This is a genomic window from Actinacidiphila yanglinensis (assembly GCF_900107965.1).
Classification (GTDB): Bacteria; Actinomycetota; Actinomycetes; order Streptomycetales; family Streptomycetaceae; genus Actinacidiphila; species Actinacidiphila yanglinensis.
In genome coordinates this window covers 120,556-138,070 of sequence record NZ_FNVU01000011.1, presented here as the reverse complement: position 1 = coordinate 138,070, position 17,515 = coordinate 120,556, and the positions used below count along the sequence as shown (strand labels likewise).

Below are 17,515 nucleotides of genomic sequence, written 5' to 3'. Positions count from 1 at the left end.
TCGGCCAGCAGACGCATCCCGCACGCCCACCAGGCGTAAATCGGGCCACCCGCCGCGACACCCGGCAGCCGGGCGGGGACCTCTTGCCCGACCTTCCGACCGCGGCGCCCGGCGGCCGTTCACCCGAGGGGCGGTTCGCGGCGGACACCACTGCAGAAGGAGTGACATGCTCACCCGACTGTCCCTCGTCCGGACCGCCCAGGTGCTGTGCATAGGAGGAGCGCTCACGCTCGCCTCGACGGCACTGGCCACCTCGGCCTCCGCGGCGACGCTTCCCGTGGGATGCAGCGAGGCCGCTCTGCGGGCCGCCATCAACACGGCCAACGGAACCCCCGGGAGCGACACCCTCAACCTGGCGCCCGGCTGCACCTACGGGCTGACGGCCGAACTCCCCGCCGTCACCTCGCCGGTCGTCGTCAACGGCAACGGTGCGACCCTCACCCGGACGTCCGGGACGTTCCGCATCCTCACCGTCGACGGCGGCAACCTGACGCTGCGTTCGGCCGTTCTCACCAACGGCAACGCGACGGGCAGTTCCGTCCAGCCCGGGGCCGGCGGCGGGGTCGTCGTCACCGGCAACGGCAGCCTGACCGTCACCGCCAGCGTGATCCGCGGCAACAGCGCCAACTACGGTGGCGGCGTCAGCGTGTTCAACGGCTCCCAGGCCCAGTTCACCGCGAGCACCGTCTCGGCCAACACCGCCGCGAACAACGGCGGCGGCCTGGTCAACGACGGAACGCTCGTGCTCAACGCCACCCAGGTCAGCGGGAACACGGCCGGCAACGCGGGCGGCGGCATCGCCAACATCGGGACGCTGACCCTCAACGCCAGCAACCTCACCAACAACACCACCCCGAACGGCCCCGGCGCCGGCCTCGCCAACGGCGTGCCCGGCGTCAGCGGCGGGACCTCCACCGTCAACGTGAGCAACATCACCAACAACACGGCCGGCGGGACGAACCCCGGCGGGGTCTACAACAACGGCGGCACGGTGAACCTGCGCATCAGCCGCGTCGCCGCGAACACCCCGAACAACTGCCTCACCAGCCCGACCGCGGTCCCCGGCTGCATCGGCTGACCCGCGGAACCCTCACCGGCAGGCCGCCGGCGCGGACCAACCCCCGCGTCCGGCGGCCTGCTGCCGCGCGCGACCGCTCCCGCTCAGTAGTCGTCGAGGTCGAGTTCCGTGCCGGGCGGGTAGATCTCGACGCCCCAGGTGTGGACCAGGGGGTCGTCCGGGGCGCCGAGGACCGCGAAGCCGAGGTCGTTGAAGGCGATTCCGGCCTTGCCCTCGACCCCGTGCAGGCCGAGCGCGGTCAGCTCGGCGTGCACGTCCTCGTAGGGCGGTCCGAGCAACGGGACCCCGCGGTAATGCACTTCGGGACCGAGTTCCACCGCGACGAACTCCAGCCGCTCCGCGTCGTCGTAGGAGAGGTTCAGGGACCAGCGGTGGAAGTAGTCCCGCAGCCTGCCCTCCATACGGAAGACCGCCGGGTCGTCGCCGAGCAGGGCCGTGACCTCGGCGCGCCGCTGTCCGAAGGCGATCGGGCCCGGCGCCGGGCCCAGATCCAGGCCCTCCCGTCCGTGGATCACATATCTCTTCACGGCCCCGAAGATAGCGAGGGGTCGGGGCCCGCGTCCTCGGGGGGAGTAAGGACGCGGGCCCCGGAGGGCGGGCGCGCGCGAGGGCGCGCCCGGTGTGGGGGGTCGGGAGGGGTCAGCAGGCGCCGAGGTCCTGCCACACACCCCATTCGCCGGTGGTGCCGGGCTCCTCGTTGGTGGTCCACCACTTGGCCTGCCAGTTGTGGCCGTTCCACGAGACCTGGTTGCCGCCGACGTAGATGGCCGAGGAGCTCCAGGACGGGAGCGTGCAGCCGCCGGTGCCGCCCGTGGTGCCGGACGAACTGCCGGTGGACGTACCGGTCGACGTGCCGGAGGTCGTCCCGGAGGTCGTCCCGGACGTGGTGCCCGAGGTGGTGCCGGCCGTGGTCCCGGAGGTCGTGCCGGTGCTCGTGCCGGAGGTCGTCCCGGTGGTGGTGCCGGCCGTGGTGCCCGACGAGGTGCCGCTGGACGTCCCGGACGTGGTGCCGCCGGTGGTGCCGCCGGAGCAGCTGGATGCCGATCCGTTGGTCGCGGTGATGATCTTGTTGAAGAGCGTCGTCCCCGGATCGAGGTCGAGCAGCGAGTACATCATCGAGCCGCCGAGCCCGTTGCAGTGCGCGTAGTCCGCCTTGGACTGGATCTCCTGGGCGCCGAGGCCGGTCCAGAACTCGGTGCCGTTGTAGAAGTAGTTCGCCTGCGACTGCGGGTCGTAGAAGGTGTCCGAGGCGTTGTCGACGATGCCGCTCAGTTCCTTGTAGTACGCCACACCCGGGACCGCGCTGATACTGCGGGCCGCGGCGGGTCCGGTCGCCGGCTGGTAGAGACCGTGGTTACTGCCCGCCGCCACTCCGGTCCAGCCTCTGTAGTACAGCGGATAGCCCATGGTGATCTTGCTGGCCGGCATGCCCCCTGGGATCCCGTAGGCCGCATCGCCCTGGGTCCAGGCCTTGATGGCGTTGTCGGTGCTGTACTTCTCGGTGCCGGGCGGGATCGCCGCGGAGGGGTCGTTCGGCGACTGGTAGACCGGGTCCTGGACGTTGGTCGGGCCGGTGGTCTCGAACGCGCCGTGCATGTCGTACGTCATGACGTTCGCGTAGTCGAGGTACTGCCCGATCTTGTCGGTCTCGATGGTGGAGATCTTGTCCTGGCCGGACGGCAGCGCCGCGGTGAGCAGCATGTGCTTGCCGCCGTTGGCCGCCCCGTAGGCGTCCAGCTCGGTGCGGAACTCGGCCAGCAGCTTGGTGAAGTTGGCCTTGTCGTTCGCGCTGTAGTGGTTGCCGACGTGGCCGTTGGGCGAGCCGGGGTACTCCCAGTCGATGTCGAAGCCGTCGAAGATCCCGGCCGCGCTGCCGGTGCCGCCGTAGCCGCCCTGCACCGGGAGGTTGCCCTTGATGAACATGTCGATGCAGGAGCTGACCAGCTTCTTGCGGCCGGCGTCGGTCGCGGCGGCGTCGGAGAAGTACTTGGAGTACGTCCACCCGCCGAGCGAGGCGATGATCTTCAGGTTCGGGTACTTCGCCTTCAGCTCCTTGAGCTGGTTGAAGTTGCCCACGATCGGCTGGTTGTAGACGTCGGCGGTGCCGTTGACGCTGATGTCGGCGCCGAAGGACTTCTGGTAGTCGGCGAACGCGTCGCCCGCGCCGTCGCCCGCGTTCGGGTCCTGCTCGTTCGTGGAGTCCGACGCCTTGGTCGCCTCGAAGCACGTGAGGTTGTTCGGATCGATGTTCTCGAACGAGTAGTTGAGGATGTCGAGCTTGCCGGCGATGCCTTCGGTGTCCAGGTTCTTGGGGTAGAAGGCGTTGCCGTAGACGCTCCACTGGTCGTAGTACGCGATCTTGACCCCGCCGCTGGAGGCGGTCGCCGCCGCGGGCTGAGCGGCAGCCGCGGCCTTGGCGGCACTGCCGCTGGAGTCGGCCTGCGCGGTGCCGATACCGCCGAAGAGGGCGGTGAACAGCCCCAGTCCGACGGCGGCGCTCGTGGCCGCGGCCACGAACGTTCTCTTCCTTGACCTGGCTTGCACAAGTACCTCCGGGGGGAGAAGGAGGAACAACAGGGGGCGACCAGAATGGTTAACCCTTGGTCAAGTGCACGTCAATGGTCTGAACCAGACTTGGACTAGACCAATCTGGCGGTGGCGGGGCGCGGCGGGCCGCCGGGCGGACAGGGCGAAGCCGCTCGTCCGCGGCGATGACGAGCGGCTTTGCGGGGGCGTTAAGACGCCCTTAAGCAGGGGCCGGCGGCCGGCGGCCGGCCGGACCACCGACCGGCGGGTAACCAGGGCGTAACCGGCGCCGACGCGTTCAGGAGGCGGCGGCGACGTCCTTCGGGAAGTCGTAGGCGTCCGCGATCAGTTCGTACGAGCGCAGCCGGGCGGAGGGGGTGTGCGCGTTGGCGGTGATCACCAGCTCGTCGGCGCCGGTGCGGCGGACCAGATCGTCGAGCCCGGTCCGGACGGTCGCCGGGTCGCCGTAGATCACGTTCCCGAGCCAGGAGTCGACGAAGTCCCGCTCGATGGGGCTGAACGCGTACGCCGCCGCCTCGTCGGGGGTCGGCACCAGGCCGGGGCGGCCGGTGCGCAGCCGGAGCATGCTCAGCGCGCCGGTGAGCACCTGGCGGCGGGCCTCCTCCGGGTCGTCGGCGGCCAGCGCGGCCACGCCGATCGACGCGTAGGGGCGGTCGAGCACGTCGGAGGGGCGGAACGACTCGCGGTAGAGGGCGAGCGCGGGCACCGTGTTCGCGGCCGAGAAGTGGTGCGCGAAGGAGAACGGCAACCCGAGCATTCCGGCCAACTGCGCGCTGAAGCCGGACGACCCGAGCAGCCACACGCTCGGCCGGGCCGGGGACTGCACCCCGCCGGGCGCGCTGCCCTGCACCGGGCCGGGGATCGCGTGGATCGAGGCGTAGCGGTGGCCGTCGGGGAACTCGTCGTCAAGGAAGCGGGTGAGTTCGGCGAGCTGGCGCGGGAAGTCGTCGGCACCCTCGTTGAGGGTGTCGGTACGGCGCAGCGCGGCGGCGGTCGCACCGTCGGTGCCCGGCGCGCGGCCCAGGCCCAGGTCGATCCGGCCGGGGGCCAGCGCCTCCAGGGTGCCGAACTGCTCGGCGATCACCAGCGGCGCGTGATTGGGCAGCATCACCCCGCCGGAGCCGAGCCGCAGGGTGCCGGTGTGGGCGGCGAGGTGGGCGAGGATCACGGCGGGCGACGAGCTGGCCACACCGGGCATCGAGTGGTGCTCGGCGACCCACATCCGGTGGTACCCGCGGGTCTCGGCGATCCGGGCGATCTCCACGCTGGTGCGCAGCGCGTCGGTGGCGGTGAAGCCGCTGCCGACGGTGGCCAGATCCAGTACGGACAGCGGTACCGGTGCATTCCCGCGGAGCGTTCCGCGGATACCGTGTCCCTGGTCGGGCAGGCTTACGTCAGGCACTGCGGGCGCCTCCTCGGTCCTCGATCGTCGCGCCCCGCGCGGGGTGGGAGGACCTCGCCCACCGAGCCGGGTGCCGTGCCGGGCGACGGACGCCCGCAAGGGGTGCAACCGGAGCGCGCGCCGGCCTTATTCCCGCCTCCGTGAGCCCCCGGCAGAACAGCACTTGCAGATCGCCGCAAAGAGGGCAATGACCCAGTCATATGCCACCGTGCCCCCTTCCTGCATATACGCCTGCGGAGGCTTGGAATCCCATTCAACCGCCTCTGCCGGAAAGGCCATTGGGGCTATCGTGGGTGGCGGTTCCCTCGCGGGTCAGCCTCGACGCTGCCCCACGACCAGCGGCGGAGCCCGGGGACGCAGACGGTCTTACCTTGCAGGGGGTCACCGTGGCGCTGGAACACCGACAGGCCGGACCGGCCGTGTACGCGGTCCAGTACGCACTCCGCGTACTGGAATCCGTCAACACGCACCGTGACGGCATCTCCGCCGAGCAACTCGCCCGCGAAGTCGGCGTGCCCATGAGTTATCTCGGCCAATTGCTCTCGATGCTGCGTCGCGAGCGTTATCTCGGCTTCCTGCCGGGTGGCGGCTACGTGGTCGGCGAGTCCCTGGTACTCCTCGGCGCGGCCAACCGCGACCTCGCACTCGCCGAGAAGCTCAAGGAGATCCTGATCCAGCTGCGCGACGAGGTCGGCGCCGCGGTCTACTTCAGCCGGTACGACGACGGCGAGGTGCGGATCATCGACTTCGCCGACGGCCCCAACGCGCCGAAGGTCAACGAGTGGGTGGACTTCCGCTCGGCCGCCCACGCCAGCGCGGTCGGCAAGTGCCTGCTCTCCCAGCTCGACCACAACGGGCGCCGCGAGCACCTGTCCCGGCACCGCCCGGCCCGGCTCACCTCCCGCACCGAGATCGACGACCGGGTGCTGCTCACCAAGCTGGAGCGGCAGCCCGCCAGCGTCCCCACCCTCGACCTGCAGGAGTACGCGGTCGGCACCGTCTGCGCCGCGATCCCGGTCACCATCGGCAGCACCGTGGCCTGCCTCGCGCTGTCGATGCCCTACGCCCAGGCGCACCGGCTGCGCCCGGCCGTGGACACGCTGCACGAGCGCGCCGCCCCGGTGCTGCTCAGTATGAGCATCTGATTTTTTTCGCGCCCCGGTCATGCGGTACGATCTCCCACGTCAGCAGGCGCCGCTAGCTCAGTTGGTTAGAGCAGCTGACTCTTAATCAGCGGGTCCGGGGTTCGAGTCCCTGGCGGCGCACCTGAAGGACGAAGGCCCTCCGCGGAAGCGGGGGGCTTTTTCCTTGCCCTGATCGAGGTGCCCTCATCGGGGTGCCCCATCACGTTGCCCTCGGGGCCCTCAGGCCCAGTGCGCGGGGCGGTCCAGGCCCGGCGCGACGCGGGTGCCGGCGTCGCCGCGGGCCGCGTTCACCTGGGACTGGGTGAGGAAGACCGCGCCGGTCAGGTCCGCGCCGCGCAGGTCCGCGTCCCGCAGGTCCGCGCCGATCAGGTCGGCCAGTCGCAGATCCGCCCCGCGCAGGTCGGCCCCGATCAGGCAGGCGCCGCGGAAGTCGGTGCCCCGCAGGTCGGCGCCGCGCAGCCGGGCCCCCAGCAGGTCGGCGCCGCGCCGCCCGGCCCGCCGCCTGCCGGGTGCCTGGGCCCGGATCAGCTCGCTCGCCCGCAGCAGCAGCGGGTTGACGGCGGCCCGCTCCGCGTCGAGGTCGAGGGCGGCCAGTTCCGGCGCGCCGAGCCCGGTCAGCGCCCGGACCCGGGCCAGTTCCCGGTCGGCCGCGGGGTGCAGCTCGGCGGCGGCCGGCCGGTCGCGGACCTCGGTGAGGTAGGCGAGCAGCTCGTGCAGCTGGCGCATCCGGGGCAACGCGTCGAACATCGCCCGGCCGCCGTCCGGGTCGCCGCGCCAGTCCCGGCCGCCGAAGGTGACCTGGGAGACCTGCTGGCCCGCGCCGAAGCAGTCGTAGACGGTGCAGCCCCGGTAGCCGTCGGCGCGCAGCCGGGAGTGGATGCCGCAGCGGTGCCCGTCGGTCAGGTTGCGGCACGGCTCGCCGGAGTCCTTGTCGACCGCGAAGTCCGCGGACCGGGCGAAGGCCAGCGCCACGCAGCACAGCCCGAAGCACTTCCCGCAGTCCGCCCGCAGCCCGGGGCCCGTCTCCACCGCGCTCACACCGCACCCCTCGCCCGCCTCGCCGCGCCGGCGGCCGCGGCGCCCCACCGCCACCGCACCGCCCTGCCCGCGGGCGGGGACAGACCCCGCCCGCGGTCCATGGTGCCGTACGGCGCGGGGTCGGCCCGCGCCGGGCAGGTCAGCGCGCGGCCGGGCCGGCGGGGAAGGAGGCGGGCTTGGCCTTGGTGTAGAGCCAGGTGGTGAAGAAGTCGCCCAGGTCCTTGCCCGAGAGCCGCTCGGCGAGGGCCTCGAACTCGGCGATGGTGCCGTTGCCGTAGCGGTGCTGGGTCGGCCAGGACTTGAGCAGCCGCAGGAAGGCGGTGTCGCCGATGGTGTCGCGCAGCGCCTGGATGGCGACGGCGCCCCGGTCGTAGACGGCGTCGTCGAACTGGTTCGCGGCGCCCGGGTCACCGGGTTCGACGGTCCAGAACGCGTCGTCGGCCGGGTGGGCGTCGTAGACCTGCTGGGCGAGCTGCTGCGGGGTGCCGGTGCCCTCGTGCTGGGCCCACAGCCATTCGGCGTAGCCGGCGAAGCCCTCGTTGAGCCAGATGTCCGACCAGCGGTCCAGGGAGACGCTGTCGCCGTACCACTGGTGAGCCAGTTCGTGGGCGACCACGGAGGTGTCGGGGCCCTTGGTGAAGAACTTGGGGCTGTAGAAGACCCGGGTCTGCGTCTCCAGCGCGAAGCCGGCGGTGACGTTCGGGACGTAGCCGCCCGCGGACGCGAACGGGTAGGGGCCGAAGTAGCCGCTGAGGAAGTCGACGATCTCGCCGGTGCGCTCGACGCTGGCGCGGGCGTTGGCCGCGGTGGTCGGGTCGAGGTCGGGGCTGTAGGCGTTGAGTACGGGCACGCCGGTAGCGGTGCGGGAGTGGGTCACGTCGAAGTGCCCGACGGCGAGGGTGGCGAGGTAGGTGGCCTGGGGCTTGTCCTCGCGCCAGTGGTAGCCGGTCCAGCCGTCCCTGGTGCGCTGGGAGACCAGGATGCCGTTGCTGATCGCCTGGTCGCCCGCGGGCACGCGGACGTTCACGTCGTAGGTGGCCTTGTCGGCGGGGTGGTCGTTGCTGGGGAACCACCACCACGCGGACTCGGGCTCGTTGGCGGCGACGCCCCCGTCGGGCGTGCGCATCCAGGAGGTGAAGCCGTAGCGCTGGACCTTCGAGGGCACCCCGGAGTAGGTGACGGCGACGCTGAGCCGGCCGCCCTTGGCGATCGGCCGGTCCGGGGTGATCACCAGCTCCTGCTCCCCGCTGGTGGCGAAGCGGGCCGCCCGGCCGTTGACGGTGACCTTGCTGACGTCGAGCGCGAAGTCCAGGTCGAAGCTGGTCAGGCCCTGCGTCGCGGTCGCGGTGATGGTGGTGGTGCCGGTCAGGGTGTCGGTGGCGGGCTGGTAGCCGAGATCCAGGGCGTAGTGCGAGACGTCGTAGCCGCCGTTGCCGTAAGTGGGGTAGTACGGGTCGCCGATGCCCGGGGCACCCGGACCCGCACTCGCCGCGGATGCCGGGATCGCCAGCAGTCCGAAGGCGGTGACGACAGCGGTGGACGCGATCAGTCGAAGACGCACGGGGAGTCCTCCAGCGCGAGGGAAGTCGACCGGCCAGGGTGGCAGGTACACGCCGACCCTAGGGAGCCCTCCGGTGTCACGACCACCCCAACTCGCCCTGATGTCGCAGAACTTTCATGCACCGCGGCATGCGGACGCCCGAGCCGGAATTCGGCGGCCCGGGAAGGTTTGGCGGCCGGCCCTCGCGGGGTAGCGCCCAGCATCAGGTTGCACGTGCGGGTGAATCGGGGAACGTTGGAGCTGTTCGGAGCGTTTCCTCTGCTGCCAGGCCGGGTCCGTGCATTCGGCCGCCTGGTGACGGGGAGGCGCGCGGCTGACGCGGCCGGGAAGGCCAGATAGGTACACCATGTGAAGAACGCCTGGGTTCGAGCCGTACAGCGGTTGGAGAGCGACTACCTCTCCCGCATGGGCCTGTCCCTGCCGCTGACGGCCATCGTCCTGGTGGTGCTCGCCGACATCATCGCGGGCCGCGACCACTTCCTGACGCCCGGCATCGTGGTGGCACCGCCGCTCGCCGCGATCACCGTCAGCTGGCAGCGCACACTCTTCGTCAGCCTGCTCGGCGCCGCCGTCCAAGCGGCGCTCACGCCGTACGACGGGGTCACCGACATCCCCGACCACGACGTCCTGTTCGGGCAGCTGTTCGCCTACGCCCTGGTCAGCCTCTTCAGTATCTACATCGCCTGGCGCCGGGAGACCGGCGCGAAGGCGTTCACCGCGATCGCGTCCGTCGCCGAGGCCGCCCAGCATGCCCTGATGCACCCGCCCGCGCCCCGCGTCGGCGCGGTACGGCTCGCGGTGCGGTACGTCTCGGCCGCCGACGCGGCCCAGATCGGCGGCGACCTCTATGCCGTCCTGGAGACCCCGCACGGCGTGCGCGCCCTCATCGGCGACGTCCGCGGCAAGGGGCTGGCCGCCGTGCAGACCTCGGCGGTGGTGCTCGGCGCGTTCCGCGAGGCGGCGTTCGACGAGGGCGGGCTCGACACGGTCGCCGCGCGGGTCGACACGAGCGTGGCCCGGCACGTCGACACCGGGGACTTCATCACCGCGCTCTTCGCGCAGTTCGACAAGCCGGGCAGCGTCGAGCTGCTGCACTACGGGCACGTGGCGCCGCTGCGGGTCTCGCGCGACGGCTCCGTGGAGACGCTCGAACCGGTCGACCCCTGGGTGCCGCTGGGGCTCGCCGACATGATCCCCTCCCCGGAGCCCCCGCCCGCGGGAGCGGGCGCCACCGTGCTCCCGGGTGCGGCACGCACCGAGCCCTCCACCGACCCCTCCCCCGCGCCGGTCGTCGCGAGCGGGCCCGCGTCCTGGCGGGTCGAGCTGCTGCCCGGGGACGTCCTCGTGCTGTGCACCGACGGCGTGATCGAGGCTCGCAGCCCGCACGACAACACGTTCTACCCGCTGTCCGAGCGGGTCGGGCCCCTCGTCGCCGGCTGCGGGCACGATCTCGACGGCGCGGTCGAGCGGGTCTACGCGGATCTGCTGCGCCATGCCGGCGGGTCGCTCTCCGACGACGTCGTCCTGCTCCTCCTCGCCCCCGTCCCCCGCCCGCTCCCTATGCATCCCCCGGACCCCTGAGGGTGCCACCAGGGTGCCCCGGACCCCCCAGGGTGCCCCGTCCTGCCGGTGGAGGGACCTTACGGTCCGCCGTGGTTGTTCGCGCAGTTCCCCGCGCCCCTGGTTTGCGCGGCTCCCTCCGCGAAAAGAAGGTCCAGCCCAGGGAGGTGCCCCGTCCTGCCGGTGGAGGGACCTTACGGTCCGCCGTGGTTGTTCGCGCAGTTCCCCGCGCCCCTGGATTGTGCGGCTCCCCCCGCGAAAAGAAGGTAGCCACCCCCGAGGTTGTGCGGGTTCCTCCGCGGAGAGAGGGCAACCATCAGGGGGCGCGTGGGGGCACCTCCCAGCCGCCAGGCTGGGGGAGAACTGCGCGACGAGCCACGGCGGACCGCAAGGTCCCGTGAGCCACAGGCAGGGGCACCCTGGGGGGTCAGGGGCACCCTCGTGTTCCGCGTTCGAGCGCGACGAGTACGGACTCGTACGCCTCCCCCGTCGCATGCTCCATCGCCAACTCGCACATCCGGTTCGCCGAGAGGTGGGCCCCGAAGGCCCGCGCGGCGACCTCCTCCGCCTCGGGCCGGGTCGCCGCGGCCGTGAGGGGTTCGTGCAGCATGCCCCGGTCGCCGGCGAAGCCGCAGCACCCCGCGTCATCGGGTACGACCACCTCGCGCGCGCAGGCCCGCGCGAGGGTTTCGAGCGCGCCGGCACCGGAGGCGGTGGCACCGAGGTGGGTCGCCGCGCAGGTGGGGTGGAGGACGGCGGAGTCCAGCGGCCGGGTCACGGTGAGCTTGGGCAGCAGCTGGCCGGCCGCCCAGGCCACCGCGTCCACGATGGTGAGTTCGGCGTGGAGTTCCCGGTTGGTGTCGGTGAGGTAGGGCACCACGTCGCGGGAGAGCCCGAGCGCGCAGGACTGGGCGTCCACGACGACGGGCAGCCGCCCGCCGCCGGTCCACGCCCAGGCGTGCTCCACCACCCGGTTCGCCATCACCGCGTTGCCGGCGTCGTACCCCTTGGAGTGCCAGATGGTGGCGCAGCAGGTGCGGGTGGTGTCGGGCGGGATCCACAGCGGCTGGCCGGCCCGCGCGGCGAGCGTGACCAGGGACTGGACCACCCAGCCGCGGCCGGCGCCGGCCGGGGGGCCGAAGATCCGGTTGACGCAGGAGGGGAAGTAGACCGCGGCCGCGCCCTGGCGCGAGGTACGCGGCAGGTGCGGCGCGGGCCGGGGTGTCTCCGGCAGCCATTCCGGGACGAGTTCGGGGCGCAATGCGCGGCGGGCGAGCGCGGCGGCCGAGGTGAGCGGCCGGTCGCCGGCCCGGTCGCGGACGGCGGCGGCCGCGGACAGGGCGGTGCGGACGGCGCGTTCGGCGGTCTGCCAGTGGGTGGCGAGCGAGGCGGCGGCGCGCTGCTCGGCGCGGGTGTGCCGGAGCCGGCGGAAGTCCTTCATGAGCGCGCCGGTGTCGATGCCGACCGGGCACGCGGTGGCGCACAGCGAGTCGCCGGCGCAGGTGTCGACGGCGTCGTGGCCGTAGGCGTCGAGGAGTTCCTGGAGCACGGGCGAGCCCGGCGGTTGCCGGTACATCTCGCGGCGCAGCACGATCCGCTGCCGGGGCGTGGTGGTCAGGTCCCGGCTGGGGCAGACCGGTTCGCAGAACCCGCACTCGATGCACGGGTCGGCGGCGGCCTCGGTGGCCGGGAGCGTCTTGAGGCCGCGCAGGTGGCCGCGCGGGTCCTGGTCGAGGACGACACGGGGGGCGAGGATGCCGTCGGGGTCGAGCAGCGCCTTGATCCGCCACATCAGGGCGGTGGCGCGCGGGCCCCACTCCAGTTCCAGGAACGGCGCGAGGTTGCGCCCGGTGCCGTGCTCGGCCTTCAGCGACCCGTCGAACCGCTCGGTGACGGTGTGGCAGAAGTCGTCCATGAAGGCGGCGTAGCGCTCCACGTCGGCCGGGTCGGACGCGTCGAAGGCGAGCAGGAAGTGCAGGTTGCCGTGGGCGGCGTGACCGGCGACGGCCGCGTCGAAGCCGTGCCGCTCCTGCAGCGCCAGCAGTTCCGCGCACGCCTCGGCCAGCCGGGCCGGCGGCACCGCGAAGTCCTCGGTGATCAGGGTGGTGCCGGGCGGCCTGCTGCCGCCGACCGCGGCCACGAACGCCTTGCGGGCGCGCCACAGCCGGCCGGTCTCGTCGGGGTCGCGGCTGAAGCCGTTGCGGGCCGACGGCACCGGCAGGATCAGCCCGAGGTCGTCGCAGACCCGTCGGGCGGCCCGCTCGTACGCGGCCAGCTCGGTCTCGTCGGCGGCCCGGAACTCCACCAGCAGCGCGGCGCACTCCCGCGGCAGCTCGGCCCAGTCCGCCGGTACCCCGGCCACGCCCACGGACGCGCGCAGCACGTGGCCGTCCATCAGCTCGACGGCCTCCGCGCCGGCCTGCGCGAACAGCGGTGCCGCGGCCGCGGCGGCGTCGAGCGAGGGGAAGAACAGCAGCCCGGCGGTGACTGCCGGGCGGGTCGGCAGCGTCGCGTAGACCGCCTCCGCGACGAAACCGAGGGTGCCCTGCGAGCCGACCATCAGCCCGCGCAGGATCTGCGCGGGGGTCTCCGCGTCGAGGAAGGCGTCCAGCCGGTAGCCGCTGGTGTTCTTGATCGCGTACTTGGTGCGGATCCGGGCGATCAGCTCCGGGTCGCCCTCGATCTCGTCCTTCAGGTCCAGCAGGCCCTGGTGGAGTTCCGGTTCCGCGGCGGCCAGCGCCGCGTCGGCGTCGGCGTCACCGGTGTCCACCACGGTGCCCGAGGGCAGGACCGCGGTGAGCGACACGACGGTGCGGTAGGAGTCGCGGCTCGTGCCCGCGGCCATCCCGGAGGCGTTGTTCGCCAGCACCCCGCCGACGGTGGCCGCGGCCGCGCTGGCCGGGTCGGGGCCCAGCACCCGCCGGTGCCGGGCCAGCGCGGAGTTCACCCGGGCCAGGACCGTGCCGGGCAGCACCCGGGCCCGGTCGCCGCCGGCCTCGACCTCGACGCCGCTGAAGTGGCGCCGCACGTCGACGAGGATGTCCTCGCCCTGCGCCTGCCCGTTGAGGCTGGTGCCCGCCGCCCGGAAGACGAGGTTGCGGCGCTGCCCGCGGGCGTACGCCATCAGCTTCACGACGTCCTGGACGCTGTCGGGGACGACCACGACCTGCGGTACGAAGCGGTACGGGCTCGCGTCGGACGCGTAGCGCACCAGGTCGGAGATGCCGCCGAGCACCTTGCCCGGGCCGAGCAACTGCTCGAGGTCGCCGCGCAGCCCCGGCGGGGTGCCGCCGGCCCGCGCCTCACCGACCCGGTCCGGTGCCGGCCTCGCGGGCGCGCCGGGTGTTCCGGGCGCGGGGCGCCACCTGTTCCCCTTCGGGTCACGCCTGGGCATCCGGACCTCCGATCGGGTGATCGTCACACCGTTCCGCACACGGTTCCGTACGCCGTCCCGCCGGGCGTCGCGTGCGCCGTCGCGCAGGCCGTCCCGGCCGTGTCCGTCCGTTTCCTCCCTGGTCGCGGGCCCACCGGCGTGGGCACCCTTGCACCGTTTCGCACCCTAAGCCCGGCCGCCGGGCGCCGCGCGCGAGCCGGTCAGCGAGGCGTACACCACCACGTTCGCCGAGTAGGCCTGCCGGGCGCTGTCGAAGTCGCCGCCGCAGGTGATCAGCCGCAGTTCCGGGCGGTTCGCGGCGTCGGAGCCGTAGACCCGGGTGGCGTCGAAGTGGTCCTTGGGGACGATCTCCACCGCCTCGACGGAGAAGTCCGCGACCGAGTGGTCCGCCCGGGTCACCTCGACCAGCGCGCCCGGCTTGATGGTGCTCAGCGGGAAGAACACCGCGGGGCCGGTCTCGGTGTCGACGTGCCCGACGATCAGCGCCGCGCCGTCCGACCCCGGGGCCGGGCCGCCGGTGTACCAGCCGGCGACCTTCGGGGTGGAGTAGGGCGGCGGGTCGATCGTGCCGTCGGTCAGCCCGCGCCCGACCAGCGGAGCGTGCAGCCCGATCGATCCGATGTCGATCCGGACCGGGTCGGACGCGGGCAGTGCCGCGTGCGCCGCGTACAGGTGCGGCGGATGGTCGTCGGCCGCCGCGGCCTGAGCACGGCCGGTCCCGGCAGTGGCGGTACCACCGCCGGAACCGTGTCCTGTGAGCCAGGCCGCCAGCAGGACCAGGCCGACCGCGAGGGCCGTCCACGTCCTGCTGTCGGGCCGGGCACGGGTGTCGGCCTGAACACCCTCGGCGTCCTCCCCGTCGTGCATGCCGGGTCAGCCGCGGGCCGCACTGCGACGCCGGTGGAGCAGCAGCCCGGCCAGGCCCACCGCGGCGACGCCGCCGGTGACCAGCAGCGGGCCGGTGCTCTCACCGGCCGCCGCGGGGCCGGCCGCGAGCTGCTCGGCACTGCCGCTGCGGGCGGCGAGCTGGTGGGCCGCGCCGCCGCCGCCGGCCGGCACCGGGTTGACCGGGTTGAGCGGGGTGATCGGCGAGACGCTGCTGCTCGTGCTGACCGTGATGGAGGCGCTGGCCGAGCTGGAGCCGTCCTGGCAGTGCACCGCGATCGAGTACGAGCCCTCGACGGCGTCGGACTTGATGAACGCGTCGCCCTCCATGCCCTTGCCGTCACCCGACGGGGCCAGGGTCACGGTGTCCACGAAGACGTCGGCGCTGGCCGTCGCGGTCTTCCCGGCCTTGCAGGAGGTCGCAAGGTGCAGGGAGACCACGCCGCCAGGGGCGACGGTGCGCGGCGAGACGTCCATGCCGCCCGCGCCGGACGACGAGCTGCTCGACGAACTGCTCGACGAACTGGAGGAACTGCTCGACGAGTTGCCCGATCCCCCGCCGCCGTCGTCGGCCACAGCCGTCTTCGGGAGTCCGGACACACCGCCCACGGCCAGCACGGCGACAGCGCCGGCAGCGGCGATGGCGGGCAGTTTCAGACCAAACATGAGGACCTCCGCTCAGCCGGGAGCGGGGACCCGCGCCCGGTGCTTACGAAGATTCCGTTGCCGGCGGCCGCACGCACTCCGGGCGGCCGCTCAGTGGTCCATTGGGGTGACTGTTCATCTACGGAGAGTAAAAACGGCGCGTCCTTGCCGGTCTTCCGGCCCGCTCTGCCTTCTCCTCCGGAACCCGCCGTCGGGGACCGTGCTCAGATCTCGTCGACGAGGTCCGCGATCGAGTCGACCACGCGGGACGGCCGGAAGGGGTAGCGGTCGATGTCGGCCACCGTGGTCAGACCGGTGAGCACCAGGAACGTCTTCATGCCGGACTCCAGCCCGGCCAGCACGTCGGTGTCCATCCGGTCGCCGATCATCGCGCTGGTCTCGGAGTGGGCGCCGATGACGTTCAGCCCGGCCCGCATCATCAGCGGGTTCGGCTTGCCGACGAAGTACGGGTCCTTGCCGGTCGCGCGGGTGATCAGCGCCGCCACCGAGCCCGCCGCGGGCAGCACGCCCTCGGGCGAGGGGCCGGTCTGGTCGGGGTTGGTGCAGATGAACCGGGCGCCGCCGTTGATCAGCCGGATCGCCTTCGTCAGGGCCTCGAAGCTGTAGGTGCGGGTCTCGCCGAGCACCACGTAGTCCGGGTCGTGGTCGGTCAGGATGTAGCCGACGTCGTGCAGGGCCGTGGTCAGGCCGGCCTCGCCGATGACGTACGCGGTGCCGCCGGGCCGCTGGTCGTCCAGGAACTTCGCGGTGGCCAGCGCCGAGGTCCAGATGTTGCCCACCGGCACGTCCAGGCCCATCCGGGTCAGCCGCGCGTGCAGGTCCCGCGGGGTGTAGATGGAGTTGTTGGTCAGCACCAGGAACGGCTTGCCGGACGCCTTGAGCCCCGTGATGAACGCGTCCGCGCCCGGGATGGGGGTGCCTTCGTGGATCAGCACGCCGTCCATGTCGGTGAGCCACGAATCGATGGGCCTGCGGGTCGACACGGGTCGCTCTCCTGTCCTGGGTACCGCCTGAGGTCACCAGCCTAGCCGGGGCGGGTCCGCGCCGCCCCGGCCGTCCAGCCTGCGGATCAACTGCTGCCGGTGGCGGACCTCCACGCGTCCACGTACGCGTCGAGGTTGTCGTTGATGTCCGTCCAGTCCGGGGTGAAGACGTCCACGCCGGCCATCAGCTTCTTCAGGCCGGCCGCGTTCGGGTCGGTCGCGGTCACATCGGTGCGGGCCGCGAACCCGCCGCCCACCGCGGAGACCTCCTGCTGCACGGCCGGGGTGAGGAAGTAGTCCAGCAGCTTCTTGCCGGCGTCCTGGTGCGGGCCGTTCCTGACCAGCCCGGCCGCGTACGGCAGCGCGAACGTGGTCGGCCTGGCCGTGTCGCTCACCGCCGGGAAGAAGATGCCCTGGTGCGGCATCGACGCCTGGTCGGCGAAGTTCATCTGCACGTCGCCGTTGGCCACCGTGAGTTCGCCCTTGTCCACCTTGGGGGCGAGCTGGCCGGTCGAGGCCGACGGACCCACGTTGTTCGCCTGGAGTTTCTTCAGGTAGTCCATCGCCGGGCCCTTGCCGCCCATGTCGTGCATCGCCTTGATCACCACGGCGGTGCCGTCACCCGCGACGCCCGGCGTCGAGTACTGCAACTTCCCCTTGAACCTGGCGTCCATCAGGTCGTTCCACGTCTTCGGGGGCTGCGCCAGGTCCTTGGTGTTGTAGATGAAGCACAGGTAGTTGTCGACGATGGACTCCCACGCGCCGTTCGCGTCCTTGTCCGCCGCGGCCACCTTGTCCACGCCCGCGGGCCGGTACGGCGCCAGCAGCCCCTTCTGCTGCGCCTGCTGGATGAACGGGGGCAGCGTCACCACGACGTCGGCCTGGGTGTTCGACTTCTCCCGCACCAGCCGCTGCACGACCTCCCCCGAACCGCCCTCCACGTACTTGACCTTGATCCCGGTCTTGGCCGTGAAATCCTTGAACACCTTGTTGTAGAAGCCGTCCCCGGTGTCGGAGTGCAGCCCGTCCGCGCTGTACACCGTCACCTCCGTCGAGGGCTTCCCGCTGTCCGCGGACGACGAGCCGCCGCATCCGGCGAGTACGAGTCCCATCACGGCGACCGCGCTCCCGGCGGCGACCGGGCTGAGCGGACGGCTGCTCCTGTTGCTCCTGCGCATGGCAGATCTCACTCCTTGAGAGTCATTGCGTGGGGTGGACGTTCGGAAGTGCTGACGTACGGAGGCCCGGGGGATCGG

13 protein-coding genes and 1 tRNA gene are annotated in these 17,515 nt (G+C 72.3%); 4 read left to right on the top strand and 10 right to left on the bottom strand.

What is annotated here, in order from left to right; all coding sequences use genetic code 11:
* Positions 1-166: 166 nt before the first annotated feature.
* Positions 167-1,078, top strand: coding sequence for a hypothetical protein (locus C4U44_RS24600; RefSeq protein ID WP_103888169.1), 912 nt, complete (start codon positions 167-169; stop codon positions 1,076-1,078).
* Between the two features lie 83 nt (positions 1,079-1,161).
* Here the strand turns inward: C4U44_RS24600 and C4U44_RS24595 are convergent, their stop codons facing one another.
* The 3 genes from C4U44_RS24595 to C4U44_RS24585 all read right to left on the bottom strand — a co-directional run bounded on the left by C4U44_RS24595 (position 1,162) and on the right by C4U44_RS24585 (position 5,027).
* A complete protein-coding gene (locus C4U44_RS24595; RefSeq protein WP_146088329.1) occupies positions 1,162-1,605 on the bottom strand; it encodes a hypothetical protein in 444 nt (147 codons plus the stop codon).
* A gap of 112 nt (positions 1,606-1,717) precedes the next feature.
* Positions 1,718-3,592, bottom strand: coding sequence for a glycosyl hydrolase family 18 protein (locus C4U44_RS24590; protein WP_103888167.1), 1,875 nt, complete (start codon positions 3,590-3,592; stop codon positions 1,718-1,720).
* A 310-nt stretch (positions 3,593-3,902) separates the two neighbouring features.
* Positions 3,903-5,027, bottom strand: coding sequence for an LLM class flavin-dependent oxidoreductase (locus tag C4U44_RS24585; protein WP_235032317.1), 1,125 nt, complete (start codon positions 5,025-5,027; stop codon positions 3,903-3,905).
* Positions 5,028-5,413: 386 nt separating this feature from the next.
* On the opposite strand from C4U44_RS24585, the gene C4U44_RS24580 reads away from it, so the two are divergent.
* Together C4U44_RS24580 and C4U44_RS24575 are read left to right on the top strand one after the other, a co-directional pair.
* Entirely contained in the window at positions 5,414-6,172 is a 759-nt protein-coding gene (locus tag C4U44_RS24580; protein ID WP_235032333.1) for an IclR family transcriptional regulator, read from the top strand.
* 46 nt (positions 6,173-6,218) lie between these two features.
* Positions 6,219-6,292 (top strand) — tRNA-Lys (locus tag C4U44_RS24575).
* A 99-nt stretch (positions 6,293-6,391) separates the two neighbouring features.
* Here C4U44_RS24575 and C4U44_RS24570 read toward each other — a convergent pair.
* Both C4U44_RS24570 and C4U44_RS24565 read right to left on the bottom strand, forming a co-directional pair.
* Positions 6,392-7,210 (bottom strand): pentapeptide repeat-containing protein, encoded by an 819-nt coding sequence (locus tag C4U44_RS24570; RefSeq protein ID WP_103888290.1) that lies wholly within the window; start codon positions 7,208-7,210, stop codon positions 6,392-6,394.
* A 139-nt stretch (positions 7,211-7,349) separates the two neighbouring features.
* Positions 7,350-8,771 carry a M1 family metallopeptidase gene (locus C4U44_RS24565; RefSeq protein WP_103888165.1) on the bottom strand — a complete coding sequence of 474 codons (1,422 nt, stop codon included), beginning with the start codon at positions 8,769-8,771 and terminating at the stop codon, positions 7,350-7,352.
* Between the two features lie 348 nt (positions 8,772-9,119).
* Between C4U44_RS24565 and C4U44_RS43285 the strand changes: the two genes are divergently transcribed.
* Positions 9,120-10,352 carry a PP2C family protein-serine/threonine phosphatase gene (locus tag C4U44_RS43285; RefSeq protein WP_146088328.1) on the top strand — a complete coding sequence of 411 codons (1,233 nt, stop codon included), beginning with the start codon at positions 9,120-9,122 and terminating at the stop codon, positions 10,350-10,352.
* A 406-nt stretch (positions 10,353-10,758) separates the two neighbouring features.
* Here C4U44_RS43285 and C4U44_RS24555 read toward each other — a convergent pair whose 3' ends face one another.
* From C4U44_RS24555 to C4U44_RS24535, 5 genes are all read right to left on the bottom strand, one after another.
* A complete protein-coding gene (locus C4U44_RS24555; protein ID WP_103888289.1) occupies positions 10,759-13,725 on the bottom strand; it encodes an FAD-binding and (Fe-S)-binding domain-containing protein in 2,967 nt (988 codons plus the stop codon).
* A gap of 165 nt (positions 13,726-13,890) precedes the next feature.
* Positions 13,891-14,592 carry a class F sortase gene (locus C4U44_RS24550; protein ID WP_103888163.1) on the bottom strand — a complete coding sequence of 234 codons (702 nt, stop codon included), beginning with the start codon at positions 14,590-14,592 and terminating at the stop codon, positions 13,891-13,893.
* Positions 14,593-14,598: 6 nt separating this feature from the next.
* On the bottom strand, positions 14,599-15,276 hold the full coding sequence (locus C4U44_RS24545; RefSeq protein WP_103888162.1) for an LPXTG cell wall anchor domain-containing protein: 678 nt from the start codon (positions 15,274-15,276) through the stop codon (positions 14,599-14,601).
* A gap of 203 nt (positions 15,277-15,479) precedes the next feature.
* Positions 15,480-16,259, bottom strand: coding sequence for an HAD-IIA family hydrolase (locus tag C4U44_RS24540; protein ID WP_103888161.1), 780 nt, complete (start codon positions 16,257-16,259; stop codon positions 15,480-15,482).
* 86 nt (positions 16,260-16,345) lie between these two features.
* Positions 16,346-17,437 (bottom strand): 2-aminoethylphosphonate ABC transporter substrate-binding protein, encoded by a 1,092-nt coding sequence (locus C4U44_RS24535; protein WP_103888160.1) that lies wholly within the window; start codon positions 17,435-17,437, stop codon positions 16,346-16,348.
* Between the last annotated feature and the right edge of the window lie 78 nt (positions 17,438-17,515).

What these genes read in the sequence shown, in the direction of transcription:
- C4U44_RS24545 (WP_103888162.1), bottom strand. Translation starts at nt 15,276, where the DNA reads ATGTTTGGTCTGAAACTGCCCGCCATCGCCGCTGCCGGCGCTGTCGCC.
- C4U44_RS24600 (WP_103888169.1), top strand. Translation starts at nt 167, where the DNA reads ATGCTCACCCGACTGTCCCTCGTCCGGACCGCCCAGGTGCTGTGCATA.
- C4U44_RS24535 (WP_103888160.1), bottom strand. Translation starts at nt 17,437, where the DNA reads ATGCGCAGGAGCAACAGGAGCAGCCGTCCGCTCAGCCCGGTCGCCGCC.
- C4U44_RS24555 (WP_103888289.1), bottom strand. Translation starts at nt 13,725, where the DNA reads ATGCCCAGGCGTGACCCGAAGGGGAACAGGTGGCGCCCCGCGCCCGGA.
- C4U44_RS24550 (WP_103888163.1), bottom strand. Translation starts at nt 14,592, where the DNA reads ATGCACGACGGGGAGGACGCCGAGGGTGTTCAGGCCGACACCCGTGCC.